This is a genomic window from Stenotrophomonas sp. DDT-1 (assembly GCF_001580555.1).
Lineage (GTDB): Bacteria > Pseudomonadota > Gammaproteobacteria > Xanthomonadales > Xanthomonadaceae > Stenotrophomonas > Stenotrophomonas sepilia.
In genome coordinates this window covers 78211-94470 of record NZ_LEKR01000014.1, presented here as the reverse complement: position 1 = coordinate 94470, position 16260 = coordinate 78211, and the positions used below count along the sequence as shown (strand labels likewise).

Annotated in this window: 17 protein-coding genes; 5 read left to right on the top strand and 12 right to left on the bottom strand. The window is 62.7% G+C overall.

From position 1 onward, the window contains the following. From AB839_RS09595 to AB839_RS09575, 5 genes are all read left to right on the top strand, one after another. Positions 1-391, top strand: a 391-nt coding sequence (locus AB839_RS09595; protein ID WP_241776767.1) for a LysR substrate-binding domain-containing protein, incomplete at its 5' end; no start/stop codon positions are given. A gap of 78 nt (positions 392-469) precedes the next feature. Then, positions 470-1876 carry a TolC family protein gene (locus AB839_RS09590; protein ID WP_061479171.1) on the top strand — a complete coding sequence of 469 codons (1407 nt, stop codon included), beginning with the start codon at positions 470-472 and terminating at the stop codon, positions 1874-1876. Further along, positions 1869-2882, top strand: a complete 1014-nt coding sequence (locus tag AB839_RS09585; RefSeq protein WP_061479170.1) for an efflux RND transporter periplasmic adaptor subunit — start codon at positions 1869-1871, stop codon at positions 2880-2882. Before AB839_RS09590 ends, AB839_RS09585 begins: the two co-directional genes overlap by 8 nt. Further along, positions 2867-4054 carry an ABC transporter permease gene (locus AB839_RS09580; RefSeq protein WP_061479169.1) on the top strand — a complete coding sequence of 396 codons (1188 nt, stop codon included), beginning with the start codon at positions 2867-2869 and terminating at the stop codon, positions 4052-4054. Before AB839_RS09585 ends, AB839_RS09580 begins: the two co-directional genes overlap by 16 nt. Then, positions 4051-5178, top strand: a complete 1128-nt coding sequence (locus tag AB839_RS09575) for an ABC transporter permease (protein WP_061479168.1) — start codon at positions 4051-4053, stop codon at positions 5176-5178. The genes AB839_RS09580 and AB839_RS09575 overlap by 4 nt, the downstream gene beginning before the upstream one ends. 44 nt (positions 5179-5222) lie before the next feature. Here AB839_RS09575 and AB839_RS09570 read toward each other — a convergent pair whose 3' ends face one another. The 12 genes from AB839_RS09570 to AB839_RS21900 all read right to left on the bottom strand — a co-directional run bounded on the left by AB839_RS09570 (position 5223) and on the right by AB839_RS21900 (position 16254). Continuing rightward, positions 5223-6515 carry a hypothetical protein gene (locus AB839_RS09570; protein WP_197467677.1) on the bottom strand — a complete coding sequence of 431 codons (1293 nt, stop codon included), beginning with the start codon at positions 6513-6515 and terminating at the stop codon, positions 5223-5225. 225 nt (positions 6516-6740) lie between these two features. Next, positions 6741-7109 carry a glycine zipper 2TM domain-containing protein gene (locus tag AB839_RS09565; RefSeq protein ID WP_005415760.1) on the bottom strand — a complete coding sequence of 123 codons (369 nt, stop codon included), beginning with the start codon at positions 7107-7109 and terminating at the stop codon, positions 6741-6743. 165 nt (positions 7110-7274) lie between these two features. Then, positions 7275-9497, bottom strand: coding sequence for a methyl-accepting chemotaxis protein (locus AB839_RS09560; RefSeq protein ID WP_061479166.1), 2223 nt, complete (start codon positions 9495-9497; stop codon positions 7275-7277). 210 nt (positions 9498-9707) lie between these two features. Continuing rightward, positions 9708-10109 carry a hypothetical protein gene (locus AB839_RS09555; RefSeq protein ID WP_061479165.1) on the bottom strand — a complete coding sequence of 134 codons (402 nt, stop codon included), beginning with the start codon at positions 10107-10109 and terminating at the stop codon, positions 9708-9710. Further along, entirely contained in the window at positions 10109-10918 is an 810-nt protein-coding gene (locus AB839_RS09550) for a DUF2628 domain-containing protein (protein WP_241776766.1), read from the bottom strand. The genes AB839_RS09555 and AB839_RS09550 overlap by 1 nt, the downstream gene beginning before the upstream one ends. A 207-nt stretch (positions 10919-11125) precedes the next feature. Beyond that, positions 11126-11542 carry a hypothetical protein gene (locus AB839_RS21120; RefSeq protein WP_241776765.1) on the bottom strand — a complete coding sequence of 139 codons (417 nt, stop codon included), beginning with the start codon at positions 11540-11542 and terminating at the stop codon, positions 11126-11128. 121 nt (positions 11543-11663) lie between these two features. Further along, the gene (locus AB839_RS21115; RefSeq protein WP_241776764.1) at positions 11664-12011 is read right to left on the bottom strand and encodes a DUF596 domain-containing protein; all 348 of its coding nucleotides are present in this window, start codon (positions 12009-12011) and stop codon (positions 11664-11666) included. A 383-nt stretch (positions 12012-12394) separates the two neighbouring features. Continuing rightward, entirely contained in the window at positions 12395-12847 is a 453-nt protein-coding gene (locus AB839_RS21535) for a hypothetical protein (protein ID WP_154350422.1), read from the bottom strand. Positions 12848-13263: 416 nt separating this feature from the next. Beyond that, positions 13264-13656: a hypothetical protein gene (locus AB839_RS09540; protein WP_061479162.1), complete on the bottom strand. Its 393-nt coding sequence runs from the start codon at positions 13654-13656 to the stop codon at positions 13264-13266. Positions 13657-13669: 13 nt separating this feature from the next. Then, positions 13670-14605, bottom strand: a complete 936-nt coding sequence (locus AB839_RS21910; protein WP_241776763.1) for a hypothetical protein — start codon at positions 14603-14605, stop codon at positions 13670-13672. Positions 14606-14690: 85 nt separating this feature from the next. Then, positions 14691-16112, bottom strand: coding sequence for a VENN motif pre-toxin domain-containing protein (locus tag AB839_RS21905; RefSeq protein WP_061479160.1), 1422 nt, complete (start codon positions 16110-16112; stop codon positions 14691-14693). Then, a complete protein-coding gene (locus AB839_RS21900; protein WP_241776762.1) occupies positions 16063-16254 on the bottom strand; it encodes a hypothetical protein in 192 nt (63 codons plus the stop codon). The genes AB839_RS21905 and AB839_RS21900 overlap by 50 nt, the downstream gene beginning before the upstream one ends. Positions 16255-16260 lie beyond the last annotated feature (6 nt).

Genomic DNA, 16260 nt, shown 5'->3' with positions numbered 1-16260 from the left:
CGCGATCGCTTCGCCCGGCTTCGCCCGCCAATACTTCAACGATGGCATGCAGGCCGCGGCCCTGGCGCGCGCACCGATGCTGGTGTTCAACCGCAAGGATGAACTGCAATGGCGCTTCGTGCGGCGCCTGACCCGCGCGCGACTGCAGCCGCCGCTACACTACCTGCCCTCTTCCACCGGTTTCGTCGAAGCCGCCGCGTGCGGACTCGGTTGGGGCATGGCCCCGGAAACCCTGGTCGCGCCCGCCGTGCGCGCCGGCCGCGTGGTGGTACTGGAACCCCGCCGCTGGCTGGATGTGCCGCTGTACTGGCAACATGCCGCCGTGCGCTCAAGCACGCTGCAGCACATCACCCAGGCGCTGCGCACTGCAGCCAGCGGCACCCTTCGTTGAGGACAATCCGATGACCGCAGACTCGGGCTTCACGCCGCGCGCACTACCGTTTGCGCACTTCTTTACCACTGGGACGGCATGGGCGTGATCGGCCGACGTACAAGGATGCACCGCGCGAAGGCCGCGCTGGCGCTGGTGCTGGCGACCTGCCTGCCAACCGCTGCGTCCGCGCAGAACAACACCGACGCCCCCGCATTGGACTGGGAACAGGCACGCCAACGCCTGGAGCAGGTCTCCGATGCGCTGGCGGCCGCTGATGCAGCGGTACGCAACAAGCAGGATCTGGAGGACGCCACGCGCCTGCTGCGCCTGCCGGAGATCACCGGCGAAGTGCGCCGCCTGCAGTTCCAGAAGACCCTTACCCTGCCCCTGGGCTCGCTGGCGCCCGTGGCTGAAGCCTTCGGTATCGATTCGCCGCTGTCGTTCACCGAGCGCGACTGGCGTACACGCCCGGTAGTGACCGCGGTGCTGCCGCTGTACACCGGCGGCGTGATCCCGGCCGCGCAACGTGCGGCCAGCGCCGCCCATGAGCAGGCCAACGCCGAGCGCGAGGCGCAGCGCCAATCATTGACCGTGCAGCTGGCCCAAGCCTACTTCGGCCAGCGCCTGGCCGAGCAGGCGGTGGACGTGCGCCGCGACGTGCGCGACGGCCTCAACCGCCACCTGTCCGATGCAGAAAAGCTGGAACGCGAGGGCTTTGCCACCCGCGCCCAGCGCCTGCAGGCCACCGTGGCCCGCGACAAGGCCGAGCGCGAATACCAGAAGACGGTGAACGATCTGGCTACGCTGAAGGCCGCGCTGGCCACGCTGCTGCGCAGTGGTGGCGAAGTGCAGCCGGTGTCGCCGCTGTTCGTGCAGCGCGTGCCGCTGGAACCGGTGGCCAGCTTCGAGCGCACGGCGCAGGCGCGCCAGCCGCAGATCGCGCGCTTGCGGGCGATGGTGGCGCAGGCCGAACAGGGCTTGCGCGTGCAGCAGGCCAAGCTGAAGCCGCAGATCTTCGCCTTCGGCCAGTACGACTTCCGTCGCCGCGACGAGATGCTGACCGACCCGGACTGGGCGTTCGGCATCGGCCTGAAGTACACCTTCCTGTCGCCGAACTCGCGGCCGGCGCAGATCAGCGCCGCGCGTGCGCAGCAGGAGCAGGCCGAAGCAGGCCTGCGCGAGGCCGAGAACCAGGTCGCACTGGGCGTGCGCAAGGCCTGGAACGAACTGGAAACCGCGCGCCAGCAGTTCGTGCTGCTCGACAGCAGCATCGCCCAGGCACAGGAAAACCTGCGCCTGCAGGAGCTGGCATTCCGCGAAGGCCAGGCCACCTCGCTGGATGTGATCGATGCGCGGCTCGGCCTGGGCGGCGCCCGTGTCGAGCGCGCACAGGCCGCCTACCAATACGACATTGCGCTGGCACAGTTGCTGGAGATCAGTGGACAGATGGACCGTTTCGAAGAATTCCGGCGGCGTGCGGACGAGGTGATCGACCATGAGTGATGTGCTGCACGACGATTCGACGACGCCCCCCGGCAAGCGACGGCTGGGACCGATCCTGCTGATGGTCCTGCTGGTCGCGGTGGTGCTGGGCCTGTGGCTGGCCTGGCGTAGCCCGGCCGACCAGATCCAGGGCATGGCCGATGCGGACACCATCAACGTGGCTGCCAAGATCACCGCGCGCGTGGCCGAGCTGAAGGTGCGCGAGGGCGATCGCGTGCAGCCCGGGCAGGTGCTGTTCCTGCTCGACAGCCCCGAAGTGGCTGCCAAGGAACAGCAGGCGCACGGCGCATTGGCGGCTGCGCAGGCGGTGGCCGACAAGGCCGACGAAGGCGCGCGCAGCGAAGACATCCGCACCGCCGAAGCGAACTGGAAGCGCGCCGAAGCCGGCGCGACACTGGCCGAAGCCACCTACCGGCGCGTGCAGAACCTGTTCAACGAAGGGGTGATGACCCGGCAGAAGCGCGATGAAGCGCATGCCCAGGCCACCAGTTCGCGCGAACTGGCCCGCGCCGCCCGCGCGCAGTACGACATGGCATTGGCCGGCGCCCGCGAGCAGGACAAGCGCGCCGCGCAGGGCCAGGTACAGCAGGCGCAGGGCGCGGTGGCCGAGGTCAACGCCGCGCGAGCCGAAGTGGAAGGACGCGCGCCGGTGGCGGGCGAGATCAACAAGCGCATGGCCGATCCGGGCGAGCTGGTGCCGGCCGGCTATCCGGTGTTCACCCTGGTCGACATCGACCGCATGTGGGTGGCGATGAACCTGCGCGAATCGCAGATGCAGGGACTGAAGGTCGGCAGCAAGCTGCAGGGAAGCGTGCCGGCGCTGGGCCTGGATGGCGAGTTCGAGGTCTACTTCATCAATCCGGCCGGCGACTACGCAACCTGGCGTACCACCCGCCAGTCGTCCGGCTATGACGTCCGCAGCTTCGAGGTGCGGGTGCGCCCGGTACGCCGCATCGAGGGCTTCCGCCCCGGCATGAGCGTGCTGTTCGCATGGCCCCAGCACTGAGCCCGGACCGCAACGGCTTCGCCGCTTCGTGGCGGCGCGAGCTGCAGTCGCTGCGCGGCAACCGTGCCGACCTGCTGCTGGTCACCTTGCTGCCACTGCTGATGCTGGTCGTGATGGCATGGATGTTCACGCCGTCGGTGATGCGCGATATCCCGATTGCTGTGGTCGACCTTGACCACAGCAGTGACAGCCGCCTGCTGCTGCGCATGCTCGACGCCAGTCCCGGCGTACGCGTCGCCAGCCAGCCAGCGGACCTGGAGGAGGCACGTTCGCAGCTGCGCAGCCTGGACGTGTTCGCCATCGTGCTGGTGCCGCGCGATGTCACCCGGCAGGCGCTGCGTGGGCGCCAGGGCACGGTGTTCGCCTATTACAACGCCACCTACATGACCACCGGCCAGTCAGCGTCGCGCGACATCGGCGATGCGGTTTCCGCATGGAGCGCACGCCTGCTGCGCGACCGCATCGGCCTGCAGGTCGGCCCGGGCAAGCTGCGCGCGGCGCCGATCGCGGTGCAGTCTGACATCCTCTACAACCCGGCGCGCAGCTACGAACTGTTCCTGCTGCCACTGATCTTCCCGGCGGTGCTGTCACTGGTACTGGCACTTGCGGTGGCCGGCAGCCTCGGCCGCGAGATCCGCGATGGCACCCTGCCCGCCTGGCTGGCTCGCACGCCGTGGTCGGCGATTGCCGGCAAGGTCGCGCCGTACCTCCTGCTGTTCTCGCTGTATGGCGCGCTCGGCATCGGCTACCTGGCGTGGCTGCGCGGCGATGGTGTGGCCGGCAGCGTGCTTCTGCTGCTGCTCGCGCAGCCGTTGTTCTACCTGGCCACGGCCGCCTACGCGCTGTTCTTCGTCGGCGTCACCCGCGACATGGGCACCGCGTTGTCTGCGGTCGGTCTGAGCATCGGCACCGCACTGGCGTTCTCCAGCGCTACCTTCCCGGTGCTGGACGGGCCGTTGTTTACCCGCGTCTGGCACCAGCTGCTGCCATTGAGCGCCTACATCAAGCTGCAGACCCAGCAGCAGTTCATCGGCTCGCCGCTGCAGGTTTCGGCATGGCCGCTGGCTGCGCTGCTGTTGATGACGGTGGTGGCCGGTGGCATCGGCGGCCTGCGCCTGATCGCCTTTGCACGCACGCCTGCCGCCGCACAATCCGCAGGGGCTGACGCATGAGCATGCTCTGGCGCAGCCTGCGGCAGACCCTGATGGCGGTGCTGTGCGACCGCTACGCGATCGTGGTGATGGTCGGTGCGGTGATCCTGTATTCGTTCTTCTATCCAGCCGCCTACCGGCACCAGGTGGCCGGCAACCTGCCGGTGCTGGTGGTGGATGAAGACCATAGCGCGACCAGCCGCGAGCTGCTGCGCAAGCTCGACGCACTGCGCGTTGCGCGCGTGGTCGGGCAACCGGCGGACGTCGACAGCGCACGCGAGCAGCTCGAAGCCGGCCACGCCGAAGGCATCGTCGTGATCCCGGCCAACCTGGAGCGCGACATCCTGCGCGGCCATCCGGCCAAGCTGGTATTGCTTGGCAACGGTGCCTACCTGGGCCGCGCCAGCTGGGTGCTGGGCAGCGTAGCTGATGCGCTGGGTGCGTTCGGGCGTGATGCGGTGGTCGGCCAGGCCGCCTTCATGGGTGCGCCGCAGGCACCGCCGGTCACCCTGGTGCAGCGCCCGCTGTACAACACGCAGGAAGGCTATGGCAGCGCCATCGTGCCCGGCGTGGCCGAGCTGATCGTGCACCAGACGCTGTTGATGGGCATCGGCGTTCTGCTCGGCGGCCGCCGCCTCGCGCTCGGCCGGCGCCTGCGCTTCGACCTGCCGACGCTGGCCGGCATGGCGTTGGGCTTCGGCCTGATCGGCCTGTTCGGCCTGTTCTGGTACGCCGGTTTCACTGCCTGGGTGCAGGACTATCCGCGCGGCGGCAACCCGATGGGCCAGCTGCTGGGCGGCACCTTGTTCATCGCCACCACCGTGGCCTTCGGCCTGTTCGTCGGCAGCTTCTTCCGCACCCGCGAGCGCGCCTTCCAGTACATCATCGCCACCTCCATCCCGCTGTTTTTCCTGGCCAACCTGTCGTGGCCGGCGGTGATGACGCCGCAACCGCTGGTCTGGCTGGCACAGCTGCTGCCGACCACCTCGGGCATCAATCTGATGGTGCGCCTGAACCAGATGGACGCCCGCCTGGCCGACGTCAGCCACGAACTGATCACCCTCACCGTCCTGCTGCTGCTCTACGGCAGCCTCGCCTCCTGGCGCCTCCTCGCCAAAAAGGGGACGGAGGGAATTAAGTCGTAAGCGGCCTGTTCAAGCGGCGCGGCATGGCCGCTTTGATCCAAGGTTCAGGGGTCCGGGGCGTACCAGAACGGGATGCGGAACGCGCGGCGCCGTCCGGCCCCCCGCTCGCCGCCTGCAGCATTCCACACCAGCTCCAGGTCATGGCGTCCGGGTGCGAGTCCCCGGGTAGGCAGGTACCCCACCAGGCCCCGCATATCCAGGTCACGCCGCTCCATGGGCACGAAGTCATGCAGGTCGACCGGGGTGCCGTCCAGCTTCACCAGCCAGAGCCGGGAAAGGCACTCCACTGCGGCATTGGCGGCCTGTTGCCCGGTGGCCTCATTGCGCGCGTCCGGAAGTGCGGTGCAATGCTGGCGCGCCAGCGGATTGTCGCGTTGCGGGCGATGCGGAATGAACAAACGAAGCTGCGCACCGCTGATCGTGTCCGACGGGATCATCGGGTACGGCAGCAGCTGGTCATGCGCCGAACGCATCGATTCGTAATGCGCACTCAGCATGCCGTGCTCAACCGCCGCTTCCGTGACGATCTGGTAACGGTTGAACAGCGAGAACTTCAACGACGCCATCACCTGCACGGCCGCCAGCAGCATCGCTACCAGCACCGCGAACAGGTAGGCCGCCATGAACGAGCGCGAGCGCAGGTTGCTCTGCATGGTCAGCTGCATGGTCTGCATCAGGCGCAACAGCGGAACCCGTTGCAGTGCCGCCAGCATGCCCTGCAGCAGTCGCTGCGGTCGCTCATGGGGCCGCCCGCGCGCCTGCCGCCGCGCCACGATCTTCTCCAGGATCCCGGGGGTAACAGCCAGCGCCAACATTGCGGCCAGCACGGTGCACAGGGCGAGCATGGCGACATGATCGGCGCCACCGGACAGCGCGCCGATCACCATCGACACACCAAGCGTCAGGACGGCCAATACCAGCGTGCCCGCCAATGTCTGTACGGCAAGCAGGGTGGTCGAGAACAGCATCGTCGCCAGCCGGTCGGCACGTTCGATGCTGCCATCTAGGCCTCCGTCCCGGGCCTGCAGGAAGGCGCGCGTGACCGCCCCCATTCTTGGCAGGCGCCCCCAGTCAATGCCATCGGGGAAATGCGACCTGAGGCCGATCAGCCCGATCCAGTAGCCGCGCACCGTGAGGTGGATGATCAAAGCCAGTGCCAGCACATAGCACATGCCGACACTGATGCTGAAACCGAACCAGAGCATCTGGAAGTACATGCCTTCGGTGTGCAGGCTGCTGCGCGCCCAGGCGTCGAACAGATAACCCGGCACAGCCAGCAGCGCGAACGCCAGCAGGCCCGAAATGAAGAGCTCGAGTTCATCGGTGCGATCACGCACCCGATGGGGATGGGCAGTCGCTTCCGGTATCGGGTCGTGCCTTGCGAGCGGTGCCGGTTGGGGAGCTGGAGCCGATTCGTTCACTGGACATTCATCCGCTGAGTCGGCGCAGTATAGGCACGACGCCGGAGTCAGCGATACAGGTCCGGAACGAAGAACGCCGGCGCGGGGCCGGCGTTCGAGTACTGCGATGTGTAAGGGGGAACGGGCGCTGCCGGCAACCGATCAACGATAGACGCGCTCGCAACGGCGCTCGACCACGCGGTCGCCGTTCTTCTGCTGGCTGTTGCCCTGGATCTGGCGACCGGCCGCGCCACCGGCCACAGCACCGGCCACGGTAGCGAGCTTCTTGCCATTGCCGCCGCCCACCTGGTTGCCCAGCAGGCCGCCGATCACTGCGCCCGTGGCCGTACCCGCAATGCGGTTCGGATCGCGCGAGTTGCGCTGCACTTCCACGTTCTTGCAGACCACGCGGCTGCCGTCGTTGAACTTGCGTCCCTCATCGCGCGGGCCATACGTCTGCGCGCCGGCCACCGACGAAGCCGCCAGCAGGGTGCCCAGCACAAGCAATCGGGTCGAGGTCTTCATGGCCATCTCCTGAGTTCCGGTATGGCACAAGTCTCCTCCTGCGGTTGGCAACCGGAAGTGAAATGCGCGTGTCCGCCACCTCATCGGCCATAGCGCGTTCAGGAAGAAAATCCGCGCCCATCACGATCAGCCGTCGTGATGGGCGCCGTCTCCCTACCGGCGTGCCACGTTCTAGAACTCTTCCCAACCACCGGCATTGGCCGCCAGTGTCGGCTCGATGCGCGGCGACAGTGCCGGCGGCCTGCGCACCGGAGTAACCGTCGCGGCCACCGCAGCCAGGGCCGGACGCACGGGTGCAGCCGCGGTTGCCGCACCGGTGCGGAACACCGATACCGCCTCGGCCAGCAGGGTGGCCTGCTCCGCCATGGAGCGTGCCGCCGCGCTGGCTTCTTCCACCAGCGCCGCATTCTGCTGCGTGGTTTCGTCCATCTGCACCACCGCCTGGTTGACCTGTTCGATGCCCGAGCTCTGCTCCTGCGACGCGGCAGAGATCTCGGCCATGATGTCGGTCACGCGCTGCACCGACGCCACGATCTCACCCATCGTAGTGCCTGCCTGGCGGACCAGCGCCGATCCATCGGCGACCTTGCCGACCGAATCCTCGATCAGGCCCTTGATCTCCTTGGCCGCGCCGGCTGAGCGTTGCGCCAGTGTGCGCACCTCACTGGCCACCACCGCAAAGCCCCTGCCCTGCTCGCCGGCACGCGCGGCTTCCACCGCCGCGTTCAAGGCCAGGATGTTGGTCTGGAAGGCGATGCCGTCGATGACGCTGATGATCTCGGCGATCTTCTTCGACGAGGCTTCGATGGCCGACATCGTGGTGACCACCTGGCCGACCACCTCGCCGCCCTGCGAGGCGACACCGTGCGCGCCGATCGCGAGCTGGTTGGCCTGGCGTGCATGCTCGGCGTTCTGCTTCACGGTGGAGGTCAGTTCCTCCATCGACGCCGCCGTCTCTTCCAGGTTCGCCGCCTGCTGCTCGGTACGCCGCGACAGATCGGTGTTGCCCGAGGCAATCTCGCCCGCTGCCAGGTTGATGCTGGACGCACTGGACTGGATGCGGCCGACAATCTGCTTGAGCTGATCGACGGTGGCGTTGCAGTCATCGCGCATGCGGGCGAACACGCCGTGGAAATCACCTTGCATGCGTACGGTGAGGTCACCGCGCGAAATCGCCTGCAGCAGCGTCGACACCTGTACCAGGTTCTCGTCGGTGGTCTGCATCAGACGATTGAGCCCGGCCACCATGTCGCGGAAATCGTAGGCGAAGCGACCTTCGTCACCGCGCAGGCTGAAGTCGCCTGCCGCGGCCGCTGTCGCCAACCGGCGGATCTCGCTGTTGATCGCCGACAGGCTGGTCTTGGTCTCGTCCATTGCCTGGGTGATCGCCGCCTTCTCGCCCGGCAGCGGATCCATGTCCACCGACAGGTCGCCACGGGCGTAATGCTTCATCACTTCGATCAGCCGGTTCTGCACTTGCACGTGCGAGCCGACCAGCGCATTCGTCTCGTGCACCATGCGCCCGTAGTCGCCGGGGAAGGCACCTTCGTCCATGCGATAGCTGAGGCTGCCTGCATCGTGCTGACGGGCCAACTCGCCCTGCGCCGCCATCACCGACTGCAACTGCGCCTGCATGTGCTGCATCGACCTGAGCAGCTGCGTCACCTCATCGTTGCCGGACGCGTCGATGCTGTTGTCCAGCCGCCCGTTGGCGATGCCGTCGGCCAGCTTCACCGCACCTTCCAGCGGGCGGGTCAGGCTGCGGGTGATGGCCCACGCGGCCAGCGAGCCCAGTATCAGGCTCAGCACGCCGAACACGATCGACAGCGTGCCGGTCCAGGATTCGGTTGAACGGTATTCCTCGCGGCTGCGCGCGGTCAGTGTCTCCTGATGCCGCAGCAGGGTCGAGATCGTCTCGTTCCATGCGGTAGCCAGTCCGTGCTCGGCGAGCAGTTCCTTGGCCGCACCGTCAAAATCACCCGCCTTCATGCGCTCGTGCAGATGCTGGGTGGAGGCGTCTGTCGCCTTGCGTGCCGCGTCGATTTTCGCAACCAGGGCATCGCCGGTGGCGTCGCGTGGAATCTTGATGTACTTGGCCCAGATACCATCGTAGGTCTGCGACAGCTCCTGCGCTTTCTGATAATCCTTGTCGAAGTCCTCGCCGCGCTTGATCACCATCAGCCTGCGGTGCATCAACACTGCGTTGTTGGTATCCAGCATCTCGTTCAACAGCCGCATCTTCACCATGTTGACGTCCACCACTTTCGAGAACTGGGCAGACTTCAGATGGTTTCCGTACAGCGCCAGGCCGACGATGGCCACGATGAACAGCAGCAGCAAACCGAACCCGGCACCCAGCCGGGATCCCACTCGGAGGTTGCGTAAGGCGAGCATCTCAATTCCCTTGATCATGGCCGTATGATCGATGGCGGCGCAGGCAAGGGAAACTTGATAGGGCGATATTATTATATCGATCCAAAACTCTGGAACTGTGCAGACAGGTGTGAAAGCGGGCGACCCACGAGGGCGTTATATCCAGAAGGCATATCGCCACGTGTACCGAGAATAGGATAAGGCCGGGGCCTGCCGCCCCGCTATCTGGCATTACAGGGCAACAGGCCCCGGGAAGACCAGAGCCTTCCCGAGCCTTGCCGCATAGACGCTCTCGAACTGGAAGGAGAGCACAAACCGGAACTCGCACGTCGCGGCGTAACGCTTGATGAAGCGGCAGATTTCCTCCCAGGCACGTTCAAACCCGCTCGCGCGGAAATGAAACGAGCCCAGCAGGCCCACCTGCCACTCGGCTTCAATCCCTTCCGCTGCGAGTGCCTCCGGCGGGTCGACGATGCCGAACCCGAAGCCGGTGTTGGACGCTGGAAGATATCCACGCAAACCGTCAGTACAGTCAGTACCGTCGGAGTACTCGGCCTGGATCGAATCCAGGGCGTGCAGTACGGCCCCCAGATCGGCACCGGCTTCGACTTCCAGAAACAGCGAAATGCTCATTACCTGCGCAAGCCGATGAGGGTATGCCTGTTGAAGAACCGCATCTTCCCCTCGATCGTGAAGTCCGTGCGCCTGATCTCGCCCAGCATCATCTCGCGCTGCTCCTCGCTCAACGTGCAGGGCTCCAGAGCATTCGCCTCCAGCACGAGTCCTGGTGGCGCCAAACGCAGTTCGACAACGCAGGCATTGCCCTCGATGGGGACACCTGCTGGCCACGCCGTCATTGCGATCGCACGCATTTGCTCCTGGTACGCCACCCGCTCTGCTTCCTCCATCTGCGGGTCCGGCAGATACGGCGGGTTCGCCGCCACGTGCACAGCAGACTGCGTGGGCGTTGGCTCTGATATCGAACCAACGATCAGTTTGATCAGGGTGTTCTGTGAGGCCGTTACCGCCAAGGCGATCACCAGAGCGGTGTAGCTGACACCACCAGCCTTCTGCAGCTCAAGGTGCCGCCGATGTGCCCCGCGATGCTCGGCATCAACCTTGCGGACAATCCTTCGGCAATGCGACAGGTACAGCGGATTCGCCAGGATTCCTGCAAGTACGCGAAACACCAGGAAAGAGAGCAAGGACAACCATGGCAGCCCCAGCAGCACGAAGGTGGTCATCAGCAACGGCGAAAGGATGAACCAGATCGCGCCCCACGCATGCATGCGCCGGAAGAAGAACCAGAGTGACGAGAACAGGAATGCCGGCCAGTTCCATCGCCTTGGCGCCCTGCCGCTTGCTTCGTACAGCCTCCAGTGACGGAGATAGGCGCGGAACCTGTCACCTACCACGATCGCCAGTGCTTCCTTCTCGCTCAACCCGTCTGAGGTTGCATCTGTACTCTGCACCGCTTCACCGACGGCGCTGCCGAAGGTGGGTTCAATCCTCGCTCTCACTTTTCTTCATCCAAACTCGACACGAAATCACTCAAGACGGATTCTCACGTAGCATCCCGGCCATTGAGCCCCACCCTGCCGTACTCAGCGCAGCCTCACTCGAACTCAATGTAACGACTAGAAACACTGTCAAGCCACGACGCAGATTGCAGTCACTACCTGCTCCGGCTCATCCTCGATCGGCACACCCCAACCGGAAATTTCGAGGACTCCGTAATCACCTCCGCTACATAACCACTCCTCTGCTTCATCGAAATGCAACTCGGTGAAACCAAGAAAATCTGAAACCAGACTTCCAATGCCAACTGAACCTGCTGCAAGTCCACGGTAGGACTTACGTGCAACGACATCCCCCGACATCCCCAGTGCATAAACCTTGATCGCCCGCACAACCCCGCCCCTGATCGAGCGCATCCATATAACCATCGCACTCACCGTCGCGCAGGGAGAACAGGAGCCCGCCATTTCCATGCTCGTCAGGACCATACCTTTCCAGACGAAGATCAGGCCCGCCCTCAAACCTGTACAACCGAGCATCCGCGTCAATCAGATATGCAGCGATAACCGTATCCAGATCATCGTATGCCGCATGTAACGGTATAGCTGCCATCGATACACCAGGAACAATCGGCGCATTCCACTCAATGGAATTCACACCGATGCTCATTCACGTCCAACAATGCTCACCATTATCAAGAACCCATACAATTCCTGCAGGAGCTGCAATCAGGAACCAAAGGCACAGGTCAGATTCCAACTCTTCCCTGGTCGACGGCCAAGCCATCCGAAGAAGCTCGACCTGCTCTAGATTTGAACCACCTAAAAGCCGACCATCAGACGCCAATTTCGCGTTTCCAGACTCCAGAATATCAAAAATAATATCGAGAAAAATATCTCGCTGCGCGGCAAAATCGACAGAAGATCCCGCCAGAGCACCATTTAGCGCCTGCCACATTGACACCATGGAATACCCAAAAGAGTGCTCCACGACACAATTAGCATACCCTTCGGTCACTTGAACCTCATCCCCACCACACCGCCATTACTATTCGATGGATGAACGACACCCACTGTGCATTTCGGACCAGCCTTTCCCGCAGCGGATGAAAACGCCAGCAGACGAACTATCAAGCCGCTTTGCCACTGAACCACACAAACCTCACCCTCACCCTTAATGACGCGAAGATTGCCCATTTCATCCACACCAGCCGACCGCATTACATAACCTTCAACTGCCCCCTCAACCTCATCAAAGAGCCGGGCACGCAATCAGCGACAGCCTTCGGCGACTCCACCACCCAATCACGCCTTTCGCCCCATAAATTACGCCAGATTTGACCACCTCAAAACTAGAAAAATAAACCATTAACTTTATATCATGAAACAATTAAGTCCACCCTATTGCTTCGGATCCCAGGGCGACCTGAAGCTAGAAACCCCATCCGAAAGGTCCCCGTTGTCATAAAACTCCCTAAACAAAACCAACGCAACATCGATATCACGACTCACTTTTCTAGCATCCCACAAGTCATCGTCAAATCTTACAAACCCCCTATGCCCAGCGCCTCCGGATTCCCACCACTCCAGAATCTCAAACTTCAAATCCTTTGAGGAAGTGAATGCAACCAGCCTATAGTTTCCAGGATTTGCATCCATACTTAGTTTCCGGATGTAGCCCCCAAGAGGCTCCAGCAGGCGCAATCTGACACGCCCTCCTTTTGCGAAAACCTCTCTAATTCCGGACTCCACCCTGCTCCAGACAGGCCCCTCTGTCACCTCGGCATGAGGCCTACTGCGGCCGACAAGAATCTCGACCTCGAAGGCACAACCAAATTCAAGACCTTCCTGCATCACCAGCCCCACCCCTTTCCTCTAGTCCAGAGATGAATTTTACCACTAGAAGTATCCAACACCCTGACACTATTCAAGCCAGAACGCTCTGCAGCCAAACCTATATGCGACATGCAAAAATCACAAACCGGCTTCCCCCGAACGACAATACTCATATCCCGCCCCTCTGCAAGGCCAGCCTCGAAAGCCTGCTGAATCAATCCTATCTCAGCATGAGCATTGCTCATATTTGAATTGGGATGACCAGGAGCCACCAAATCTGAAATCAGCGTTGGCTTATTCGGATCCGCTGACAATGCCGGACGAGAACCTTGATTGGTATCCCAGAGAACCCGCCCGCCGATATTACTCTCGTGACAATCGCATGCGGCAAGTTGCCCTGGGCAAATCGGGGAGCGCGGAACGCAAGCGATCAGTCATTCAAAGAACTCAATAACCCCCTCCACTTCGTACCCAAACCGTAAACTCCCATCCGGATAGCAAACAACAAACCGCCCCTCCAGATCAGGGACATCACTGAAGTGATCTCCAATAAGAACCCCAGAATCGAACTTCGGCGCCATTCGAATGGCCAGACGCCCGAGCTCCTCATCGTTTAAATTCAAGCCACTGTAGGCATTGACGATGGTTTTGAACTGACCGTCATCATGCATAACCCATATCCCCACCGAATCCTTGATCTGCGCGTGATCCCAATACTCATCAGAATCGAACACATTCGATTGCGGCACGCCCAACGACTCCGACAGCACCTTGCGAACATCATCAAAGCTCAAATAGCGCTCAATCGAAAACTGAAAGGAATCCACATATCACCTCAATTTATTTACCCGAGCCACGCGAATTGTAGAGTTCCAGCAACCTCGACCTAGAAGTCGCGTTCACTCCTGCGTTCCCCGCTGAGATCATACCCTCAAGAGCCTTCTCTGATCCGCCCCGGAGACCTCCATCTCGCACCATGTCCGTGTAAACACGGAATTCTGCCCGTGACAACTGAACAATTCCCGGCCCCTCCTTTGGGAACATCGAGGCTCTATCAGGATGAGTACCCCAGATGCGGCCCGAGGGCACAAGGACGTCGCCATTTGGGAGCAAAACACCTTTCCCTGAGTTCAGATCATTTACGTCCTTGGCAATATCATGCCCCCCTTTTACGATGGACTTTGGCGTATTGGCGCTACCGTCACCAAACCAGGTCTTCGCTCCAATTGTGTCCACACTGTGTGCCGCACTCACCTTCACAGAATCTCGCGGCATGAACGGCTTCCCTTCCAAGGTTCCGCCGTCCACAACCTTTGAAAGAGAGCCGCCTTTGACCCGGAGAATCCCAGCCAATTGATTCCCTGATCTTGCAACCAGGGCCAGATATGCTTGAGTCTCCTCGACCTTCGTCATTACCGATGCTTGATCCAGCATCGACTGAATCTCGATCGATGGATACTTGGAAGTAATCAACCCGCTTGCAGCGTTGAATTGGCCCAACATCCCGTCGCGAAGTGCCTCCGCGTCCTTGGCCATCTTGTCCATGAACCATGCGCTGGGCCCCTTGTTGGAAATGGATAAAAGTGCCTGCATGCTGCCTGCTAGCATCTGCCTTTGTATTTCCCTGAACGCGTAAGCAGCATCGGCTCCAGGTGTAGTTCCAGCTACTCGGTCCTGCACTGGAATACCTGGATACTGCTGCTGCCAGTAGACGTCGATCCGCGCCGCAAACTCGCGCTTCCAGTCGTCTTCTGAAGTTGCTGGATAGGACCGCATACTCAGCTCAACAGCGGCACCATGCGCAAGCAATTCGCGATCGCGCTCTGCGTTCAGCTCGTCATACGCACGAGTAACAGAGTCCTTACAGGCTTGGACATCCCCCCCCCTTTCCACCGCACGCAGCCCGCTCGGACTCCATGAGTGCGATTTCCTGCTTACTAAGCCAGTTGTTCTCAACCGAATTCTTGGCAATCCCCGCATTCAACGCGATCCCAGCCAGATCCTGCCCCGACAGCCCACCCGCCAGCGCTCCCACCGCTTGTGAAAGCGCCAGAACTGCCTCCCTTTGCTGCGGGCTGAGATTCGCGGGGTTGCCGCCGAACAAGGTGTCCGTCAGAACCTTCGCCGCAAGCTCACCACCACCGGCAGCCAACGCCCCACTCCCCGCCTTGCCACCATTGGCCTCAGCCAACAGCGCGCCCAGCAGCGCGTGCGACAGCATCTGCATGGCCTCGCTAGGCACAGCACTCTGCTTGTTCGGGTCAAACGTCTTGCCGATCAGTTCAGCCGCATACGGCGCCAGCGCATTGGAACCCAGCTGACCCAGTCCCTGTCCTTCAACACCACCGACCAACGCGCTGGTCACTGCGCCGAGCGCGCGACCATAGACGCCATCAGGGGCCCACTTCTGCTGGGTCACCAGCGCATCGGGGTAGGATGCATCGAACGCGACAAGGCGCTTGAACTGCTCATCGGGAAGAAGCGCGTCGAACGCCCGTCTCTCTTCGGGACTCATCGGCTCCCGATACTTGTCCGTGATCTTTTTCGCATCCGCACTGCCAATATCCCAGGCAATCTGCTGGCTGGTGGCCATCACCGTTCCCGCCGCAGCTGCCATCGCCTGCTGGTCAGCCAGCAACTTGTTCGCATCCGGCAATGCATCCAACGCACGATGCGCTCCACTGGCGTCGGTGTTGATGCCCAGCTCGGCCGCCGACGTCTGCTTGCCACCGATGGTGATGTTGCCCTCGGTCAAGGTGGCAAGGGTGGAGCTGCTGTCGCTGCCCTTTTCCATCATCGGCAGGCCCGGACCACCTCGCGGTGCGGCCGTTCCCGGCTTGGGCGCCCAGCCATCCATCTGCCCGCCCGCACCGCCACTGATGCTGCCGGAGCTGGCTGCGTAGTCCATGTGGTTCTGCAGGTCGGTGAACGTCAGCGAGTCCGCAGTCAGTTCACTGTTGCCCGCATTAGTGCTGGCAATCGCCCCGCCCACCAGGTTCACGTGGCCGGCATCGAAGTGGTAGCCGCCATTGCCGGCGAACAGGCCGCTCTGCTGGCCGACACCCTGATAGCTGCCGCTGGCCTTGCCTGCGCTCGCATACCCGTCGGCATTCCACGCGGTACCGAACGACACCTGCACGCGGCCACCCACCTGGCTGTTCCTGGACATGCTCTCGGCGATGTCCTGCAACGACTCGATCGTCAGCGTGCCGCCGGTCTTGACGTCGATGCGATCAGCGGTCGCCGTGGCGCCATGCAGTGTGGTATCGCCCTCGGCCTTCATCGAGATGTTCTTGCGCCGCCATGCCTCGCATGTTCGGCAGGCGATCATTGGAATCTCGCATCGCGTCGACGTTGTTGATCGGATCGATCAACGGCGAATTAACCCGCGCGAAGGCACCGAAGATAACGCGACCATCAACCATTAAAAT

Coding starts and splice junctions, on each gene's coding strand:
- AB839_RS09580 (WP_061479169.1), top strand. CDS start 2,867: ATGGCCCCAGCACTGAGCCCGGACCGCAACGGCTTCGCCGCTTCGTGG.
- AB839_RS09590 (WP_061479171.1), top strand. CDS start 470: ATGGGCGTGATCGGCCGACGTACAAGGATGCACCGCGCGAAGGCCGCG.
- AB839_RS09585 (WP_061479170.1), top strand. CDS start 1,869: ATGAGTGATGTGCTGCACGACGATTCGACGACGCCCCCCGGCAAGCGA.
- AB839_RS21910 (WP_241776763.1), bottom strand. CDS start 14,605: ATGCGGTCCTATCCAGCAACTTCAGAAGACGACTGGAAGCGCGAGTTT.
- AB839_RS09555 (WP_061479165.1), bottom strand. CDS start 10,109: ATGAGCATTTCGCTGTTTCTGGAAGTCGAAGCCGGTGCCGATCTGGGG.
- AB839_RS09560 (WP_061479166.1), bottom strand. CDS start 9,497: ATGCTCGCCTTACGCAACCTCCGAGTGGGATCCCGGCTGGGTGCCGGG.
- AB839_RS21900 (WP_241776762.1), bottom strand. CDS start 16,254: ATGGTTGATGGTCGCGTTATCTTCGGTGCCTTCGCGCGGGTTAATTCG.
- AB839_RS21905 (WP_061479160.1), bottom strand. CDS start 16,112: ATGAAGGCCGAGGGCGATACCACACTGCATGGCGCCACGGCGACCGCT.
- AB839_RS09575 (WP_061479168.1), top strand. CDS start 4,051: ATGAGCATGCTCTGGCGCAGCCTGCGGCAGACCCTGATGGCGGTGCTG.
- AB839_RS21535 (WP_154350422.1), bottom strand. CDS start 12,847: ATGCAGGAAGGTCTTGAATTTGGTTGTGCCTTCGAGGTCGAGATTCTT.
- AB839_RS09565 (WP_005415760.1), bottom strand. CDS start 7,109: ATGGCCATGAAGACCTCGACCCGATTGCTTGTGCTGGGCACCCTGCTG.